This window comes from Ornithinimicrobium panacihumi, assembly GCF_052073805.1.
GTDB lineage: Bacteria > Actinomycetota > Actinomycetes > Actinomycetales > Dermatophilaceae > Ornithinicoccus > Ornithinicoccus panacihumi.
In genome coordinates this window covers 75,933-92,921 of the sequence record NZ_JBQGWG010000001.1, presented here as the reverse complement: position 1 = coordinate 92,921, position 16,989 = coordinate 75,933, and the positions used below count along the sequence as shown (strand labels likewise).

General features: G+C 71.5%; 17 protein-coding genes. 8 read left to right on the top strand and 9 right to left on the bottom strand.

The window, feature by feature from the left end:
* Nucleotides 1–9: 9 nt before the first annotated feature.
* From ACTMMA_RS00425 to pheA, 3 genes are all read left to right on the top strand, one after another.
* Entirely contained in the window at nucleotides 10–186 is a 177-nt protein-coding gene (locus tag ACTMMA_RS00425; protein ID WP_441188123.1) for a DUF6104 family protein, read from the top strand.
* Nucleotides 187–269: 83 nt separating this feature from the next.
* Complete coding sequence (locus tag ACTMMA_RS00420) at nucleotides 270–935, top strand: GDSL-type esterase/lipase family protein (protein ID WP_441188122.1); 666 nt, start codon at nucleotides 270–272, stop codon at nucleotides 933–935.
* Between the two features lie 104 nt (nucleotides 936–1,039).
* On the top strand, nucleotides 1,040–1,981 hold the full coding sequence (gene pheA / locus ACTMMA_RS00415; RefSeq protein ID WP_441188121.1) for a prephenate dehydratase: 942 nt from the start codon (nucleotides 1,040–1,042) through the stop codon (nucleotides 1,979–1,981).
* A gap of 105 nt (nucleotides 1,982–2,086) precedes the next feature.
* Here pheA and ACTMMA_RS00410 read toward each other — a convergent pair whose 3' ends face one another.
* The 5 genes from ACTMMA_RS00410 to ACTMMA_RS00390 all read right to left on the bottom strand — a co-directional run bounded on the left by ACTMMA_RS00410 (nucleotide 2,087) and on the right by ACTMMA_RS00390 (nucleotide 7,318).
* Complete coding sequence (locus tag ACTMMA_RS00410) at nucleotides 2,087–3,547, bottom strand: sugar transferase (protein WP_441188120.1); 1,461 nt, start codon at nucleotides 3,545–3,547, stop codon at nucleotides 2,087–2,089.
* A gap of 237 nt (nucleotides 3,548–3,784) precedes the next feature.
* Nucleotides 3,785–4,369: an arsenate reductase/protein-tyrosine-phosphatase family protein gene (locus ACTMMA_RS00405; protein WP_441188119.1), complete on the bottom strand. Its 585-nt coding sequence runs from the start codon at nucleotides 4,367–4,369 to the stop codon at nucleotides 3,785–3,787.
* A 90-nt stretch (nucleotides 4,370–4,459) separates the two neighbouring features.
* Nucleotides 4,460–4,954: a tRNA (adenosine(37)-N6)-threonylcarbamoyltransferase complex ATPase subunit type 1 TsaE gene (tsaE, locus tag ACTMMA_RS00400; RefSeq protein WP_441188118.1), complete on the bottom strand. Its 495-nt coding sequence runs from the start codon at nucleotides 4,952–4,954 to the stop codon at nucleotides 4,460–4,462.
* Complete coding sequence (gene alr / locus ACTMMA_RS00395) at nucleotides 4,954–6,198, bottom strand: alanine racemase (RefSeq protein WP_441188117.1); 1,245 nt, start codon at nucleotides 6,196–6,198, stop codon at nucleotides 4,954–4,956. Before alr ends, tsaE begins: the two co-directional genes overlap by 1 nt.
* A complete protein-coding gene (locus ACTMMA_RS00390) occupies nucleotides 6,191–7,318 on the bottom strand; it encodes a 3-isopropylmalate dehydrogenase (protein ID WP_441188116.1) in 1,128 nt (375 codons plus the stop codon). The genes alr and ACTMMA_RS00390 overlap by 8 nt, the downstream gene beginning before the upstream one ends.
* A gap of 90 nt (nucleotides 7,319–7,408) precedes the next feature.
* On the opposite strand from ACTMMA_RS00390, the gene leuC reads away from it, so the two are divergent.
* From leuC to leuA, 5 genes are all read left to right on the top strand, one after another.
* Nucleotides 7,409–8,824 carry a 3-isopropylmalate dehydratase large subunit gene (gene leuC, locus ACTMMA_RS00385; RefSeq protein WP_441188115.1) on the top strand — a complete coding sequence of 472 codons (1,416 nt, stop codon included), beginning with the start codon at nucleotides 7,409–7,411 and terminating at the stop codon, nucleotides 8,822–8,824.
* On the top strand, nucleotides 8,824–9,423 hold the full coding sequence (gene leuD / locus ACTMMA_RS00380; protein ID WP_441188114.1) for a 3-isopropylmalate dehydratase small subunit: 600 nt from the start codon (nucleotides 8,824–8,826) through the stop codon (nucleotides 9,421–9,423). Before leuC ends, leuD begins: the two co-directional genes overlap by 1 nt.
* A 95-nt stretch (nucleotides 9,424–9,518) precedes the next feature.
* Entirely contained in the window at nucleotides 9,519–10,169 is a 651-nt protein-coding gene (locus tag ACTMMA_RS00375; protein ID WP_441188113.1) for a hypothetical protein, read from the top strand.
* 2 nt (nucleotides 10,170–10,171) lie between these two features.
* A complete protein-coding gene (locus ACTMMA_RS00370; protein ID WP_441188112.1) occupies nucleotides 10,172–10,438 on the top strand; it encodes a helix-turn-helix domain-containing protein in 267 nt (88 codons plus the stop codon).
* A gap of 276 nt (nucleotides 10,439–10,714) precedes the next feature.
* Complete coding sequence (gene leuA / locus ACTMMA_RS00365) at nucleotides 10,715–12,409, top strand: 2-isopropylmalate synthase (RefSeq protein WP_441188431.1); 1,695 nt, start codon at nucleotides 10,715–10,717, stop codon at nucleotides 12,407–12,409.
* A 268-nt stretch (nucleotides 12,410–12,677) separates the two neighbouring features.
* On the opposite strand, the gene ACTMMA_RS00360 is transcribed toward leuA, so the two are convergent.
* The 4 genes from ACTMMA_RS00360 to glmS are packed head-to-tail and all read right to left on the bottom strand — an operon-like array spanning nucleotide 12,678 to nucleotide 16,948.
* On the bottom strand, nucleotides 12,678–13,136 hold the full coding sequence (locus ACTMMA_RS00360; RefSeq protein ID WP_441188111.1) for a VOC family protein: 459 nt from the start codon (nucleotides 13,134–13,136) through the stop codon (nucleotides 12,678–12,680).
* Between the two features lie 5 nt (nucleotides 13,137–13,141).
* A complete protein-coding gene (locus ACTMMA_RS00355; protein ID WP_441188110.1) occupies nucleotides 13,142–14,737 on the bottom strand; it encodes a bifunctional ADP-dependent NAD(P)H-hydrate dehydratase/NAD(P)H-hydrate epimerase in 1,596 nt (531 codons plus the stop codon).
* Nucleotides 14,737–15,087, bottom strand: a complete 351-nt coding sequence (locus tag ACTMMA_RS00350; RefSeq protein ID WP_441188109.1) for a holo-ACP synthase — start codon at nucleotides 15,085–15,087, stop codon at nucleotides 14,737–14,739. Before ACTMMA_RS00350 ends, ACTMMA_RS00355 begins: the two co-directional genes overlap by 1 nt.
* 7 nt (nucleotides 15,088–15,094) lie before the next feature.
* Nucleotides 15,095–16,948 carry a glutamine--fructose-6-phosphate transaminase (isomerizing) gene (gene glmS / locus ACTMMA_RS00345; RefSeq protein WP_441188108.1) on the bottom strand — a complete coding sequence of 618 codons (1,854 nt, stop codon included), beginning with the start codon at nucleotides 16,946–16,948 and terminating at the stop codon, nucleotides 15,095–15,097.
* Nucleotides 16,949–16,989: the final 41 nt, after the last annotated feature.

Sequence of the window (16,989 nt, the reverse complement as noted above, 5' to 3'; positions counted from 1 at the left end):
CCTGCAGGGGTGTACTTCACCGACCGTGGCATCGAGGAGCTGGCCTCCCGGCGGGGCCAGGAAGAGGTCTCCTTCGACTGGCTGGCCGAGCAGCTGCGCGACTTCGTCGACCTGAACCCCGAGTTCGAGACCGCGGTCGAGCGCCTGGCCACCTGGCTGGCGCGTGACGACGACGATGACGAGTGACCGTCGCGGCCACCGGCTGCGGCGCCCAGACACCGACGACTGCGGGCGGTCCTCGACCACCTGCACCGAGAGGCGATGACAACGTGAGCAGCGACGCACGACCGGACGCGGCCGGGCTGGAATTCACCCCGAGCGCCGACTTCCAGGCGCACGACGGCCCCCGGGACATCGGCCTGTGCTTCGTCGGCGACGGTTTCGTGGCCGGCTATGGCGATCCCAAGGCACTGGGCTGGGTCAGCCGGGTCGTGGGCCGCACGCCGACCCACGACGCGACCCTGACCTCCTACAACCTCGGCGTGCGCGGGAGCGGGTCCGCCGACGCCATGAACCGTTGGCGCGTGGAGTGCCCTCCCCGGTGGGAGGGCCGGTCCGAGCGGCGTCTGGTGGTGGCCACCGGCGCGGAGGACGTGGCGCAGGGCGTCACCACCGCGCGTTCCCGTCTCAACCTGGCCAACATCCTGGACGAGGCCAGCTCCACCGGTGTGGCCAGCTTCGTGGTCGGCCCGACGCCGACCCTGGACCATGAGGTCAACGACAAGCTGCGCGTCCTGGCCGAGGCCCAGGCGGACGTGTGCCAGCGACGCCGGGTGCCCTTCGTCGACTGCTTCACCCCGCTGGTCGCCCACGACCAGTGGCAGTCCGACCTCGCCGCCGGGGACACCATCCACCCGGGGCAGGCCGGCTACGGCCTGATCGCGTGGTTGGTGCTCAACGGCGGCTGGCAGCAGTGGCTGCACCTCGACTCCTGAGGCTCGCTCCCTCCCCACCGGCGACACGCTCTGCTTGCCACCGTGGACACGTCCTGCCCCGACCAGGCACGTGATGGTCGAGTCGACGGCGATATCGTGCCTGCGTGACCCGAATCGCCTACCTCGGCCCCGCCGGGACGTTCACCGAGCAGGCCGCGCTCCAGTGGGCAGCCACCGTCGACGACGGCCAGACGCTGCCCACCTCCACCGTCCCGGCCGCCCTGGAGGCACTGCGCTCCGGTGCGGTGGACGCGGCCGTGGTGCCGTTCGAGAACTCGGTCGAGGGGTCGGTGCCGGCGACGCTCCAAGCGCTGCTGGACGGGGCTGGTGACGGCCTGAGGATCTGTGCCGAGGTCCTCGTCGAGGTCCAGTTCAACGTGCTCACCAGGTCGGGCGTGACCCTCACCGACCTGACCGGGCCGGTCTCGGTGGCCACGCACCCGCACGCGGCGGCGCAGACCCGGGCCTGGATGGCGACCAACCTGCCGGAGGCCGAGGTCGTCCTGGAATCGAGCACGGCCCGCGCCGCCCAGGCCGTAGCCGAGGGACGCTACGACGCGGCCATCTCGGCACCCGGCGCGGGACCGGCGTACGGCTTGGACTCGGCGGCCGAGCACATCGCCGACCGGGAGGGGGCTGTGACCAGGTTCGTCGTCCTGCGCAAGGGGGCACCGACCCCGGAGCCCTCCGGCGCCGACCGCACCACTCTCGTCGTCTGGATCTGGGCCAACCGCCCCGGGGCGCTCCTGGGGCTGCTTCACCAGTTCGCCGTCCGGGGAATCGACCTGTCGCGGCTGGAGTCGCGTCCCACCGGTGAGGCGCTGGGCGAATACTGCTTCTGGATCGACGCGGACGCCCACCTGGACGAGCCCCGACTCCGGGAGGCGCTGATCGGCCTCCGCCGGACCTCGCGCGCGATCAGCTTCCTCGGTAGCTACCCGCGAGCCGACGGTCACCGGGCCCTGGTGCCGACCGACGCCCGTGAAGACGCCTACCAGGCCGCACAGGCGTGGCTGGACTCGCTCACCCACGACGGATCGGCATGAACGCTCCCAGCCACGGCTGTGCCGTCGGTGGGGAGCAGACCGTGCCGTCGGTGGGGGGCGGACCGTGTCGCCGGCCGGGAGGGGACCGGTCGGTCCGTCGCTGCGTCAGTAGGCGCCGCGGTCACCCGGCTGGAGGACGACCTGGATGGTGCGCCACAGGATCATCAGGTCGAGCACCGGGGTCCAGTTCTCGACGTAGTAGAGGTCGAGGCGGACTGACTCGGACCAGGACAGGTCGCTGCGGCCGCTGATCTGCCACAGCCCGGTCATCCCGGGCTTGACGAGCAACCGGCGGCGGACGTGAGCTTCGTACTCGGCCACCTCGCGGGGCAGTGGCGGGCGCGGCCCCACCAGGCTCATCTCGCCCCGCAGGACGTTGAAGAGCTGCGGCAGCTCGTCGAGGGAGTACTTGCGCAGCACCGCGCCGACCCGGGTGATCCTCGGGTCCTGGCGCATCTTGAACAACGGACCGGCACCCTCGTTGGCGGCCATGAGCTGGGGCAGCATGTCCTCCGCGTTGGTCACCATGGTGCGGAACTTGATCATCGAGAAGGTGTCGCCGTCCTTGCCGACCCGCTCCTGGCGGAAGAAGATCGGACCGTCATCCTCCTGCCGGACGCACAGGGCGATCCCCACGAGCAGCGGGCTGGCCAGGACGAGCAGCAGCAGCGCCAGCACCCGGTCGCTGATGTTCTTGGCCAGGAGCTGCGGTCCCCCGAAGGAGGGTGCCTCCACGTGGATGAGCGGCAGCCCCTGGACCGGCCGGGTGAGCACCCGAGGACCGGCGACGTCCATGATGCCGGGAGCCACCACGAGGTCGATGTCGGTGCCTTCCAGGGCCCAGCCGAGGCGGCGCAGACCCTCCGGCCCCAGTCCTGCCGAGGACGATACGGCGACGACGTCGACCTTGTGCTCGAGCGCCTTGAGCAGCACGTCCTCCTCGCGTCCGACGACGGGCACGCCGGCGACCTGCTCGCTGCCGTTGTCGACGCAGGCACCGATGACGTTGTAGCCCGCGTCCGGTGCGCGCCGAAGCGCGAACACGAGCCCCTCGACCTCGGAAGGGCTGCCCACGAGGAGCACCTGGTCCGAGAGACGGTTCTCGCGGCGTTCCTTGACCAGCCACTGGCGAGCCGACCACCGGCCGGCCAGCAGCAGGAGCGTGCCCATGGGGAAGGCCAGGAGGACGTAGCCGCGGGCGATGTCGATCTTGAAGGCCAGGGCCGCGATGGCCAGCGTCGCGAAGAGCCACAGGCTGGCGTGGAAGACCGTGCGGTACTCCTGGACGCCGTGGCCGACGATGCGGCCGTCATAGCTCCGCTGGAGGTGCAGGGAGGTCATCCATCCCACGATGAGGGCGACGGAGACCACCGTGTAGTTCACGGTCCCGACCTGGCTGTGCAGATCGCGATCGCTGCTGCCGAAGCGCAGCAGCTGGGCGCTGAGGACCGCGATGCTGACGAAGACGAGGTCGATCACCCGCAGAGCGGTGAGGAAGGGGGCGAGATAGCTGCGAGCCCTGGTCCTGGAGCGGCCCACCCCGTCCAGGCGCACGGAGTCAGGCACCACGACGCCACGCCGGCCGTCGGCCCTTCCAAGGGTTGGCGGGCTCGCCAGAGAACGGATCGACGGAGCATCCCCAGATGCTCGGACTGAAGCTGTCACGGAGCCTCACTGCCATTGCTGGACCGCTGGAAGCCCCTCCCCACGGGGCGCCCGAGCCGTCACGGACTGTCCTGAACCTGCCTTGCCAGGGTAGCGACCTCACCTGGCCGGGTCTAGTGAGAGCCCAAGAAATCAGTCTCAAGAGTGACGCGCGCCCAAGGCCTCGAGCAAGGGGGGAAGGTCCCGACGCACCGCATCCTCAAGATCGACGTAGGCCTGATCCTCACGCCGGTAGGGGTCTGCGAGGTCGAACTCGTCCCAGCTCGCGGGGCGGACCATGCCCCGGTGCGCCGTCGCCACCGCAGCCACCTCGTGCACCCGCTCCACCGGGTCCTCCGCACGCGGCCTGTCGGCGGGGTCGAGGTGCCGCAGGATGCTCGCCAGCTCGCCCAGGGTGAAGGCCCGCTTGAGCGCACGGGGGTGGGAACGGACCGCCTCGGCACGGTGGTCACGGGTGGCGGCGACGATGAGGGCCGCGGACCGGACGATGTCGGGAGTCAGTCGTCGAGCCACGAAACCGTCCGGCTCGCCCCCCAGGCCACGGAGCACCCCGGCGGACCTCTCGTCCATCTCGTGGCCGACCAGGGCACCTGTCCCGGCCGACCGGACCGGGATGGCACCCGGGCCGTAGGTGTCGTCGAGCGCACGCTGGAGCAGCCTCTCCAGCAGCGGGGACCGGCAGACGTTGCCGGTGCACACGGTCAGGATCAGGCCTTCGGACATCCCGCCAGCCTATCGGGAGGGCGGCTGGCCGTCCTGGCTCTGAGCCGGGTGGCTCTGAGCCGGGTGGCTCTGAGCCGGGTGGCCAGCTCCTCAGCCGGGCAGCTGGCCACGCAGACTGTTCCATCGGTCGCCGCGCCCCCGGAAGGTCGCGCGGCGCGTCTGCTGGTCACCGGCCTCACTGCCGGAACGCTGCAGCTCGACCTCCAGAAAGGTGTCGGCCAACTGCTCCGCGAGCCCGTGGCCCCACTCGACCACGGTGACCGAGTCCTCGACCGAGGCGTCCAGGTCCAGGTCGTCCAGCTCGGCCTCGCCCCCGAGCCGGTAGGCGTCGACGTGGACCAGGTCCGGGCCCCCGACCTGCGAGGGGTGGACCCGGGCGATGACGTAGGTCGGGGAGGTGATCGGTCCCCGCACCCCCAGGCCGCGGGCCAGACCCTGGGTCAACGTCGTCTTGCCGGCTCCCAGGTCGCCGGTCAGCAGGACCAGGTCCCCCGCCCGGAGCAGGCTGCCGAGCTGCTCGCCCAGCTGCCGCGTGTCCTCGTCCAGCGGCAGGTCGGCGACGTGGAGCACCGGCCCGGGCACCATCACCGCTGCCCTCCCACGTAGACGCGCGGGACCCGTGGACCGAACCTGGTGACGATCTCGTAGGAGATCGTCCCGGCGGCGTCGGCCCAGTCCTGGGCGGTGGGTTCACCGTCGTCGCCCGCCCCGAAGAGGACGACCTCGTCGCCCGCCTCGACGTGCAGGTCCCCCACGTCGACGAGGAACTGGTCCATGCAGACACGTCCGGCAACGGTGAACCGCCGTCCGTGGATCTGGACCGGCCCGGCCCCCGAGGCGTGCCTGGGGACACCGTCCGCATACCCGAGGGGGACGTCGACCACGGTGGTCGCGCCGGGCGTCAGATAGGTATGACCGTAGGAGATGCCCTGCCCGGCAGGGACGCGCTTGGCCAGCGCGGCACGCGCCGTGACCCGCATGGCGGGCCGCAGCCCGTAGTCGGCCGACGCACCGAGGTCGGGCACCGGAGACAGGCCGAAGACCGCCAGCCCTGGCCGGACCATGTCCCAGGTGGCCGAGCGGGAGGTCAGGGTCGCGGCGGAGTTGGACATGTGACGGACCTCGAGGTCGAGCCCGGCCTTCTCGGCCAGGCGGACCGCGTCGGCGAAGACGTCCTGCTGACCCTGGACCGTGGCGTGGGTCGGGGCGTCGGCGTAGGCGAAGTGCGTGAAGACCCCGCGGGTGCGCACGGCACCGTCGGACTCCAGCCGGGCGGCCAGATCCACCAGGTCGGACCAGTCCGTCCGGGGATCGGTCGACACGGGCAGGCAGAAAGCGCCGTTGCGTCCGAGGCCGGTGTCCACCTTGAGCTGGGTCACGGCCGGGCGGCCCGTCGCGACGGCCGCGTCGGCCAGCGCCTCCAGGGCCCAGGGTGCCGATGCAGCGACCTCGACGCCTGCCTCGACCAGTGGCACCAGGTCGGTCCCCGGAGCCACCAGCCAGGTCAGGACCGGCGCGTCGACGCCGGCCGCGCGCAGGGCCAACGCCTCGCTGGGCTGGGCCACGCCCAGGGCGCAGGCACCGCCGGCGAGCGCAGCCCGGGCCGAGGGCACCAGACCGTGCCCGTAGGCGTCCGCCTTCACCACGGCCATCAGCTCCGCACCGCCGACCCGCTCCCGCAGGGCGCGCACGTTGTTGCTGATGGCGTCGAGGTCGATGGTGGCCCGTGCCGGCCACAGCGCGAGCGGGCCGGCGCCCGTCGTCGGGAGGGCGCTCGTCGGCGGGAGGGCGCCCGCCGGCGGGACGACGCCGACCCCAGCCTCACCCATGGCGCAGGCCGTTCATCACGGCGGCCAGGTCGTTCATCAGGCTCCCCGTGACCTGCGGGGCGGAGCCGTCACGCAGCCGCTCGGCGATGCGCTCCCCCAGCTCCGCCGTGGAGGCCCCCATGCCCTCGCCCGCCAGGGCCGGCAGGTCGGCCAGCACCGAGGTCGTGGCCGACTCGACCGCGGCCGCGGCCTCGCCCTCCCCCAGGTGCCCGAGCATCATCGCCATCGACAGGCAGGCGCCGGCCGGGTTGGCCCAGCCGCGTCCCGCGATGTCGGGGGCGGACCCGTGGATCGGCTCGAACATGCTCGGGCTGGTGCCGTCGATGTTGAGATTGCCGCTCGCGGCCACGCCGAGACCGCCCTGCAGCACGGCCCCCAGGTCGGTGACGATGTCGCCGAAGAGGTTGTCGGTGACCACGACGTCGAACCGGTCCGGACTCACCGGCAGGTGCATGCACATGGCGTCGACGTGGACGTAGTCCTGCTCCACGTCCGGATAGCGCGCACCGACCTCGTCCATCACCGCCAGCCAGAGCTTGCCGGCCTCGACGAGCACGTTCGTCTTGTGGCACAGGGTCAACTTCTTGCGCCGGGCGGACGCCAGCCGGAAGGCGAAGTCGACCGCGCGCTCGATGGCGTACCAGGTGTTGACCGACTCCTGGACCGCCACCTGCGCCGGGGTGCCGGCATGCACCGTGGAGCCGCGCGCCACATACGCCCCCTCGGTGTTCTCGCGGACGATGACCAGGTCGCACCGCTCCGGGGTGAGCCCCGCGATCGGCGTCGGCACGCCCGGGTAGAGACGCACCGGGCGCAGGTTGATCGCCTGCGTCATCGCCGCGCGCAGGGCCAGGATGATCCCCCGCTCCAGGATGCCCGGGGTCACCTTCGGGCTGCCGATCGCGCCGAAGAGGATGGCGTCGTGACCGCGGAGGGAGCCGACCGCCTCCTCCGTCAGCAGCTCGCCGGTGGCGAGATAGTGGTCCGCCCCGAGCGGGACCTCGACGCGCTCGGTCGAGAAGCCGAACTTCTCCTCGGCGGCGTCCAGGACCGTCAGCGCCGCGGCGACGACCTCGGGACCGACGCCGTCACCGGGGAGCACGGCCAGGGAGTGGGACATCGCGGACCTCCATGACGTCGCGTCAATGTATGGGCATTACAGTGTCTGCATTCTTACGCACCGTCCCGAGCGCGAAGGAAGGGACCCACCATGCCTGCCCTGACGATGGCCGAGAAGCTCTGGGAGCAGCACGTGGTGCGCTCCGCGGAGGGGGAGCCGGACCTCCTCTACATCGATCTGCACCTCGTCCACGAGGTGACCAGCCCGCAGGCCTTCGACGGCCTTCGGCAGGCCGGTCGCCGGGTGCGTCGGCCGGACCTGACGGTGGCGACCGAGGACCACAACGTGCCGACCACGCTGGGGCCGGTCACCGACCCGGTCTCCCGGACCCAGCTGGAGGCGCTGAAGGCCAACTGCGCCGAGTTCGGGATCGTCCACCACGAGCGGGGGCGTCGGGGGCAGGGCATCGTGCACGTGATCGGCCCCGAGCTGGGGCTGACCCAGCCTGGCATGACGATCGTGTGCGGCGACAGCCACACCTCCACCCACGGGGCCTTCGGGGCCCTGGCGTTCGGGATCGGCACGAGCGAGGTCGAGCACGTGCTCGCCACCCAGACCTTGCCGCTGAAGCCGTTCAGGACGATGGCCATCACCATCGAGGGCGAGCTGTCCGAGGGGGTCTCGGCCAAGGACATCATCCTGGCGGTGATCAACCGGATCGGGACGGGGGGCGGTCAGGGTTACGTGCTGGAGTACCGCGGCTCAGCCATCCGCTCCCTGTCGATGGAGGGCCGGATGACGATCTGCAACATGTCGATCGAGGCCGGAGCGCGGGCCGGGATGGTCGCCCCGGACGAGACCACCTTCGCCTACCTGCAGGGCCGACCCCACGCCCCCCAGGGCGCCGACTGGGACGCGGCCGTGCAGGCCTGGCGCCAGCTGCCGACCGACGAGGGCGCGGTCTTCGGCGCCGAGGTCGTCATCGACGCCTCGACCCTGTCGCCCTACGTCACCTGGGGCACCAACCCGGCCCAGTCGGTCCAGCTGGGGCAGGCTGTGCCCGACCCCGAGGACTTCGGTGACGACGAGTCCAAGGACGCCGCCCGACGCGCCCTGGACTACATGGGCCTGACCGCCGGCACCCCGATGCGCGAGGTCAGCGTCGACACCGTCTTCCTCGGCTCGTGCACCAACGGCCGGATCGAGGACCTGCGCGTGGCCGCCGAGGTGCTGCGCGGCCGCAAGGTCGCCGACGGCGTCAGCCTGCTGGTGGTCCCCGGCTCGCACGCGGTCCGTCTGCAGGCCGAGGAGGAGGGCCTGGACAGCGTCTTCACCGAGGCCGGCGCGGACTGGCGCCTGGCCGGCTGCTCCATGTGCCTGGGGATGAATCCCGACCAGCTGGCCCCCGAGGAGCGTTGCGCCTCGACCTCCAACCGCAACTTCGAGGGCCGCCAGGGCGCCCGGGGCCGCACCCACCTGGTCTCCCCCGCCGTCGCCGCCGCCACCGCCGTGCGCGGCACCCTGTCCTCCCCCGCCGACCTCGACCCCGCGGAGGTGTCCGCCTGATGGACAAGTTCAGCACCCACACCGGCATCGGCGTCCCGCTGCGCCGCTCCAACGTGGACACCGACCAGATCATCCCCGCGCACTACCTCAAGCGGGTCTCGCGCACCGGCTTCGAGGACGGCCTCTTCGCCCGCTGGCGCGAGGACCCCGCCTTCGTGCTCAACGACCCCTCCTACGCCGCCGGCAGCGTCCTGGTCGCCGGTCCCGACTTCGGCACCGGCTCCTCCCGCGAGCACGCCGTCTGGGCCCTGCAGCAGTACGGCTTCAAGGCCGTGCTCTCCTCCAAGTTCGCCGACATCTTCCGCGGCAACTCCGGCAAGGGCGGGCTGCTCACCGCCCAGCTCGACCAGGGCGACATCGAGCTGATCTGGAAGCAGCTGGAGGCCGAGCCCGGCACCCAGATCACCGTCGACCTGCCCGGGCGCACCGTCACCTGCGGCGACATCACCGCTCCCTTCCAGATCGACGACTACGTCGCCTGGCGCCTGGAGAACGGCCTGGACGACATCTCCCTCACCCTGCGCCACGAGGACGACATCTCCGGGTATGAGGCAGCTCGCCCGACCTGGAAGCCGGTCGTCACGCCTGCGGTGACCTAGGTCACACACCCGCCCTGCAACACCTGCGCACGCGGCGGCATATATCGATTGTCGACATATCGAGGGTCGACATATTGATCATCGAGAGGATCACCATGTCCACCACCGACCGCAGCCGCAGACTCCTGGGCTCGACCCCGCTCATCCTCGTCGCGATGTTCGCGGCGGGCGCGGCGCTGCTGGCCCTCCTCTACTGGGGGCTGCACCTGTCGAAGTCCATCGGCATGCACTACAGCACCACGGTCAGCGCGGCCGTGCCCCTGGAGCAGCGACCGGACCTGTGGACCACGAGTCCCGCGGACATCCAGTTCACCTCGGTGGATATCCGTCCGGTCGAGCCTGAGAGCAGGGCCGTATTCCTGGAGTCGCTGTCCGTCAGCGGTCGCTATCTCGTCGGCTTCCTGGCCTGCCTGACCATCCTGGCGGTCTGCCTCATGCTGCTCCGTCGCCGCACCCCGGGGCGCCTCACCTCGTGGTGGCTCGCCGGCCTGGGCGGGCTCATGGTCCTGGTCGCGGTCGCCGAGCCGTGGCTGTCCGCACGCGCGCAGGCGGTCACCGTGGCCGCCCTCGGGCTGCCCACCACCGCCGAGGCCACAGGCCTGCCCCCGGAGTCGGCCACCTGGGTGGTCCCCCACCCCTACGACTGGACCGACACCAGCTGGTTCCTGCTCCTCCTGGGACTGCTGATCGTCATGGGGGCCGTGGCGCTCTTCCGGTCCCACCGCGACGCAGAGGGTCTGATCTGACGATGGCCGGACGCCACTCCAAGGATGACGGGGAGGTCCTCGTCCGGTGCCGGCTGGACGAGCTCCTCGCCGAGCGCGACATGACGCTCACCGAGCTCAGCAAGCGGGTCGACATCACCTTCGCCAACCTCTCGGTGCTCAAGAACAACCGGGGCAAGGCGATCCGGTTCAGCACCCTGGCCGCCGTCTGCCGGGCGCTGGACTGCGACGTGGGCGATCTGCTCACGCTGGGTCCCGACGGCTGGGAGCACCCTCGCAGCGGCCGGTGACCTTGATCACCTTGACCCGACGTGAGGATCGTCCGCTAGGCTGCCTCCCAATGACCGCTCTGCTTCTCCTTCGACGCCGCAGCGAGACCATCTAGGTCCGGCCCTCGCTGCGGAGTTCCTGCTGTTCACCAGCGGACCGTCACCCCCAGCGAGGAAGAGCCAGACCCAGCCATGAGCATCACCACCCCCGTAGCGCCCATCACCCCCCACGCCGCCAGCACGCCCGAGTCCGCCGGCACCCACATCATCAGCCGCAACCCCCAGCAGCCGAGCGGGATGCCCACCGGCCGCTACGCCGCATACCCCGCCGTCGACCTGCCGGACCGCACCTGGCCGAGCAGGCAGATCACCCAGGCCCCCCGATGGTGCGCCGTCGACCTGCGCGACGGCAACCAGGCCCTCATCGACCCGATGACCCCCGACCGCAAGCGCCGCATGTTCGAGCTGCTGGTGCGGATGGGCTACAAGGAGATCGAGGTCGGCTTCCCGGCCGCGAGCCAGACCGACTTCGACTTCGTGCGCATGCTGATCGAGGAGGACCTGATCCCCGATGACGTGGTGATCCAGGTCCTGACCCAGGCGCGCGAGCACCTGATCGAGCGCACCTACGAGGCGATCGCGGGGTGCAAGCAGGCCATCGTGCACCTCTACAACTCCACCTCGACCCTGCAGCGCCGCGTCGTCTTCCGCGCCGACGAGGACGAGATCGTCGACATCGCCGTCCAGGGCGCGCGCATCTGCAAGAAGTACGAGGAGCAGATGGAGCCGGGCACGGACATCTACTACGAGTACTCTCCCGAGTCCTACACCGGCACCGAGCTGGAGTTCGCCGCCCGCGTCTGCAACGCGGTGATGGAGGTCTTCGTCCCGACGCCCGACAAGCCGGTCATCATCAACCTGCCGGCGACCGTCGAGATGGCCACCCCCAACGTCTACGCCGACTCCATCGAGTGGATGAGCCGCCACCTGAACCACCGAGAGAACGTCATCCTCTCGCTGCACCCGCACAACGACCGCGGCACCGGCGTGGCGGCGGCCGAGCTGGGCTACCTGGCCGGCGCCGATCGGATCGAGGGCTGCCTGTTCGGCAACGGCGAGCGCACCGGCAACGTCTGCCTGGTGACGCTGGGGATGAACATGTTCAGCCAGGGCGTGGACCCGCAGATCGACTTCTCCGACATCGACGAGATCCGCCGCATCGTCGAGCACTGCAACCAGCTGCCGGTCGCCGAGCGTCATCCCTACGGCGGCGACCTGGTCTTCACGGCCTTCTCGGGCAGCCACCAGGACGCCATCAAGAAGGGCCTGGAGGCGATGGAGGCCGATGCTGCCGCGGCCGGCGCCGACGTCGACGACTTCCGCTGGGAGGTGCCCTACCTGCCCGTCGACCCCAAGGACATCGGCCGCTCCTACGAGGCCGTGATCCGGGTCAACAGCCAGTCCGGCAAGGGCGGTGTGGCCTACGTGATGAAGACCGAGCACAAGCTGGACCTGCCGCGCCGGCTGCAGATCGAGTTCAGCGGCGCGGTGCAGAAGCACACCGACACCGAGGGCGGGGAGATGACTCCGGGCCAGATCTGGTCGGCCTTCCGCCACGAGTATCTCGACCAGACCGGCCCCGTCGTCCTGCACGACTTCACCAACGCCCACGACGAGGACGGCACGGTGAGGCTGCGGGCCCGCGTCACCGTCGACGGCCAGGAGCACCGGATCGACGCCGAGGGCAACGGTCCGATCGACGCCTTCGTCGAGGGCCTGTCGGGCATCGGCATCGACGTGCGGGTCCTGGACTACTCCGAGCACGCGCTGTCGGCCGGGGAGGACGCCTACGCGGCGGCCTACGTGGAGTGCGCCGTCGACGGCCAGGTGCGGTGGGGCGTGGGCATCCACGCCAACACGGTGCGGGCCTCCCTGCACGCGGTGTGCTCCGCGCTCAACCGCCCGGGGCCCTGGGCGGTCTCCTCACGCTGACGGGCTCGTCACGTGGGATCCGTCCCTCACCGACCTGCCGGTTCGCGTACGTACCGGCGTGCGCAATGACCCACGCCCTGCGGGTATGCGGCGAATCTCGCCGTTGTGCACGCCGGTACGTACGTGCGGGTCGCTCGGTCCTACGGGTTTGCTCGCTCCTGGCGAGCAAACCCGTAGGGCCCCGAAACCCCCGGAGTCGGGCGGCGGAGGACAGCAGGACGCCCCCGCCAGCGGTGGCGGGGGCGTGCTCAGCAGGGGGCGGCTCGGCTCAGCCGCGACCGTCACCCAGCAGAGTCTGGCCGTCGTCGGTGACGGTCCAATAGGGGTTGTAGGCGATCTCCCACACGTGGCCGTCGGGATCGGTGAAGACACCGGAGTAGCCGCCCCAGAAGCGGGTGCAGGCAGGGCGCAGGATCTCGGCCCCTGCGGCCTTGGCGCTCTCCATCTGCTCGTCGACCTCGCCGGCGCTGCCGACGTTGAGGCCCAGCACCTTGCCGCCCCAGACGTCGCCGCTGCCCGGGGTGTCGTCGTCCTCGTCGTCGATCTCGATGCCGGAGTCGACGGCCAGCGCCATCCGCTCCCACAGCGCGACGACCATGCCGCCGGTCTGGAAGAAGACGATGTGCTCCGGGGAGGGTCCCGGCTCCCAGCCGAGCGCGACGTAGAAGTCGCGGGCGCGGTCGAGGTCGTTGACCCCGAGGGTCACCAGGGAGAGACGCTGATCCATGACTCTCAACCTACAGCGGACGCCCCGCGCTCTCTCGCAGAGGGTGCGGCCGTCGGCTCCAGCAGGGCGGCGAGCGTCCCGGGCAGGGCCCGGGCGACGGCCGAGGCGCGCACGGGTCCGCCGGGGTTGGCGACCCGGGCGGCGCGGCCGTGCACGAACGCACCCACCGCCCCGGCGTCCGACGGCGACAGCCCGGCCGCCAGGAGGACGCCGCAGACACCGGCGAGCACATCCCCCGCGCCGGCCGTGGCCAGCCACGCCGGGGCCTCCGCCTGCGCCCTGACGGGCACCTGCGGGTCGGGATCCACCACGATGGTCACGGACCCCTTGAGCAGGACGGTGCAGCCGGTCGCCTCCGCCGCCGCGCGCGCGTGGCCGACCGGGTCGGCCCGCACGTCCTCGGGGCTGACGGACTCGCCGTGCTGCCGCTGGGCTCCCCCAGCAGGTCCCCCGGCGGGCCGACGGGCCAACGCCGTGAGCAGTCGCGCCAGCTCCCCCGCGTGCGGGGTCAGGAGGGTGGGCGCGCGCCGCGGCCCCTGCCTCAGGACGTCCCGGAGCAGGTCCAGTCCCCCCGCGTCGACGACGCAGGGCACGTCGGACTCGAGCGCCCGCAGTGCCGCCCGCACCTGGGCATGGCCGGGCACCGAGCCTTCCGCCACGTCCAGGCCGGGGCCGATCACCCAGGCCTGGCACCGTCCGGTGCGCGGCACGACCTCGGGCACGGTCTGCAGCACGAGCAGCGAGGAGGTGGGCGGCCCGACGTGCCGCACCATCCCGGCCCCGGCCTCGACCGCCGACAGGCAGGTCAGCACCGCTGCCCCCGGATAGCGCTCGCTCCCGGCGAGCACCCCCAGGACCCCGCGGGTGTACTTGTCGTCCGCCGCCCCCGGCACCGGCCACATCCGGGCGACGTCCGCAGCCTCGAGGCGCTCGACTTCCGGTCCCTCCGTCGACTCGATGCCGATGTCCACCAGGGTGAGCCGACCCACGAGGTCCTGGGTCGCGGGCAGCAGGTGGACAGGCTTGACCACCCCGAAGGTCACCGTCTCGTGAGAGGCGAGGACCTGCTCTGCGCGTTCCCGGCCGTGCGGGTCGGCCCCGCTGGGCAGGTCGACGGCGATCCGGTATGCGGCGTCCGGCACCTCCGCCGCGGCCGCCGCCATGGCTCCGCGCAGCCCGGGCCGACCACCGATCCCCAGGAGCCCGTCGACGACCAGGTCGGCCCCGGCCAACCACCGTCGGGCCATGTCGTCCAGCTCGCCGTCCGGATCGAGCGTGTGCAGGGACACGTCGGCACGGTCGACGGCCTCGAGCGCGGCCTGGTGGCTGGAGGAGGCGTGCCCGCCGGTCAGGGTCAGGACGCGCACGTCCAGGTCGGGCTGCTCGACCGCGACCATCGCGGCCGCCCACAGGGCGTCCCCACCGTTGTCGCCGGGCCCGACGAGCACGAGGACCTGCTGGGCGTCACGCTCCGCGGCCCGCGCGATCACGGTGGCCGCCAGGCCGCGGGCCGCGCGCTGCATGAGCGTGCCCTCGGGCAGGCTGGCCATGGCCGCCCGCTCGGCGTCCCGGACCACGTCCACCGCATACCCGCGCAGCATCAGGACTCCGCGATCACCACGGCCGTCGCCACGCCGGCGTCGTGCGACAGGGACAGGTGCAGGGAGGTCACGCCCAGCTCGTCGGCCCGCGCCTTGACGGTGCCGGTGATGCTCAGCCTCGGCCTGCCATCGTCGTCGCGCACGACGGTGGCGTCGGTCCAGCGCAGACCGACGGGCGCTCCCAGCGCCTTGGCCAGAGCCTCCTTGGCGGCGAACCGGGCCGCCATCGACTCCGGCCGCAGACCCTGCTCCTCCTCCGTGAAGAGACGGTCCCCCAGCCGGTGGTTGGCCGTCATCCGCGCCGAGAAGCGCGCGACGTCGACGACGTCGATCCCCACGCCGACGATCATGCCGACCTCACTCGACGGTGACCGACTTGGCCAGGTTGCGGGGCTGGTCCACGTCCAGGCCCTTGGCCGTCGAGAGGTGGAGGGCGAAGACCTGCAGCGGCACCACGGTGAGGAGCGGGGCCAGCAGGGCCGGGGTGCGGGGGACGCGGATGACCTCGTCGGCGAAGGGCACGACGTCGTCGTCACCCTCCTCGGCGATGACCAGGGTGCGCGCGCCGCGGGCCCGGATCTCCTGGATGTTGGAGACGACCTTGCCGTGCAGGCCGTGCTCGCTGTCGGGCGAGGGCACGACGATGAAGACGGGCTGCCCGGGCTCGATGAGGGCGATCGGGCCGTGCTTGAGCTCGCCGGCGGCGAAGCCCTCGGCGTGGATGTAGGCCAGCTCCTTGAGCTTGAGCGCCCCCTCCATCGCGACGGGATAACCGACGTGGCGCCCCAGGAAGAGGACCGATCGGGAGTCGGCCATGAAGTAGGCGATCTCCCGGACGCGGGCCATCGAGTCGAGCACCTGCTGGATCTTGTCCGGGATCTGCTGGAGCTCGGCGAGCACCTCGGAGGCCTGGTCGCTCTCACCGCGCAGCGTGGCCAGGTAGAGGCCGAGGATGTAGCTCGCGGTGATCTGGGCCAGGAAGGCCTTGGTGGAGGCCACGGCGATCTCGGGACCGGCGTGGGTGTAGAGGACGGCGTCGGACTCGCGCGGGATCGTGGAGCCGTGGGTGTTGCAGATGGACACGGTCCGGGCGCCCAGCTCCTTGGCGTGCCGGACGGCCATCAGGGTGTCCATGGTCTCCCCGGACTGGGAGATCGAGACCACCAGGGTGTGCTCGTCGATCACCGGGTCGCGGTAGCGGAACTCATGGGCCAGCTCCACCTCGACGGGGATGCGCGTCCAGCGCTCGATGGCGTACTTGGCGACCATGCCGGCATAGGCCGCGGTGCCGCAGGCCACGACGACGATCTTGGTCACCGCGCGCAGCTCGTCCTCGGAGATGTGCAGCTCGTCCAGCCGGAGGTTGCCCTCGGCGTCGGTGCGACCGAGGAGCGTGTCGGCGACCGCGTGCGGCTGCTCGTTGATCTCCTTCTCCATGAAGGTCGGGTAGCCGCCCTTCTCGGCCGCGGCGGCGTCCCAGGTCACCTCGTAGGCCTTGCCGTCCGAGGGGGTCCCGTCGAAGTTGATCACCTCGTAGGTGTCCGGGGTGATGGTGACGATCTGGTCCTGGCCGAGCTCGAGCGCGTGCCGGGTGTAGCCGATGAAGGCGGCGACGTCGGAGCCGAGGAAGTTCTCCCCCTCGCCCAGACCGACGACCAGCGGGGAGTTGCGGCGAGCCCCGACGACCACGCCGGGCTGGTCGGCGTGCACCGCCAGCAGGGTGAAGGCGCCGTGCAGGGTGTTGACCACCTCGCGCATGGCCTCGGTCAGGTCACCGGTGCGCGCGAAGGCCGCGCTGACCAGGTGGGCCACGACCTCGGTGTCGGTCTCGGAGGTGAACTCCACCCCCTCGGCCAGGAGCTGCTGCTTCAGGGCGTGGAAGTTCTCGATGATGCCGTTGTGGACCAGGGCGAGCTTGCCGTCCGCCCCGCCGCGGTGCGGGTGGGCGTTCTCGTTGGTGGGGCCGCCGTGCGTCGCCCACCGGGTGTGCCCGATCGCGGTGGTGGTCTCGGGCAGCGGGGCGTCCTCGAGCGCCTCCCGCAGGTTCTCCAGCTTGCCGGCCCGCTTCCGGGTCTCGACGGTCCCGCCGTTCACCGCCGCGATCCCGGCCGAGTCGTAGCCGCGGTACTCCAGCCGGCCCAGACCTTCCATGACGACGTCCAGCGCCTTGTCGTCGGTGTTCTGCCCGACGTATCCCACGATTCCACACATAGGACCAAGGGTACGTCCTGCAGGGGCCCACCCCTGATGCG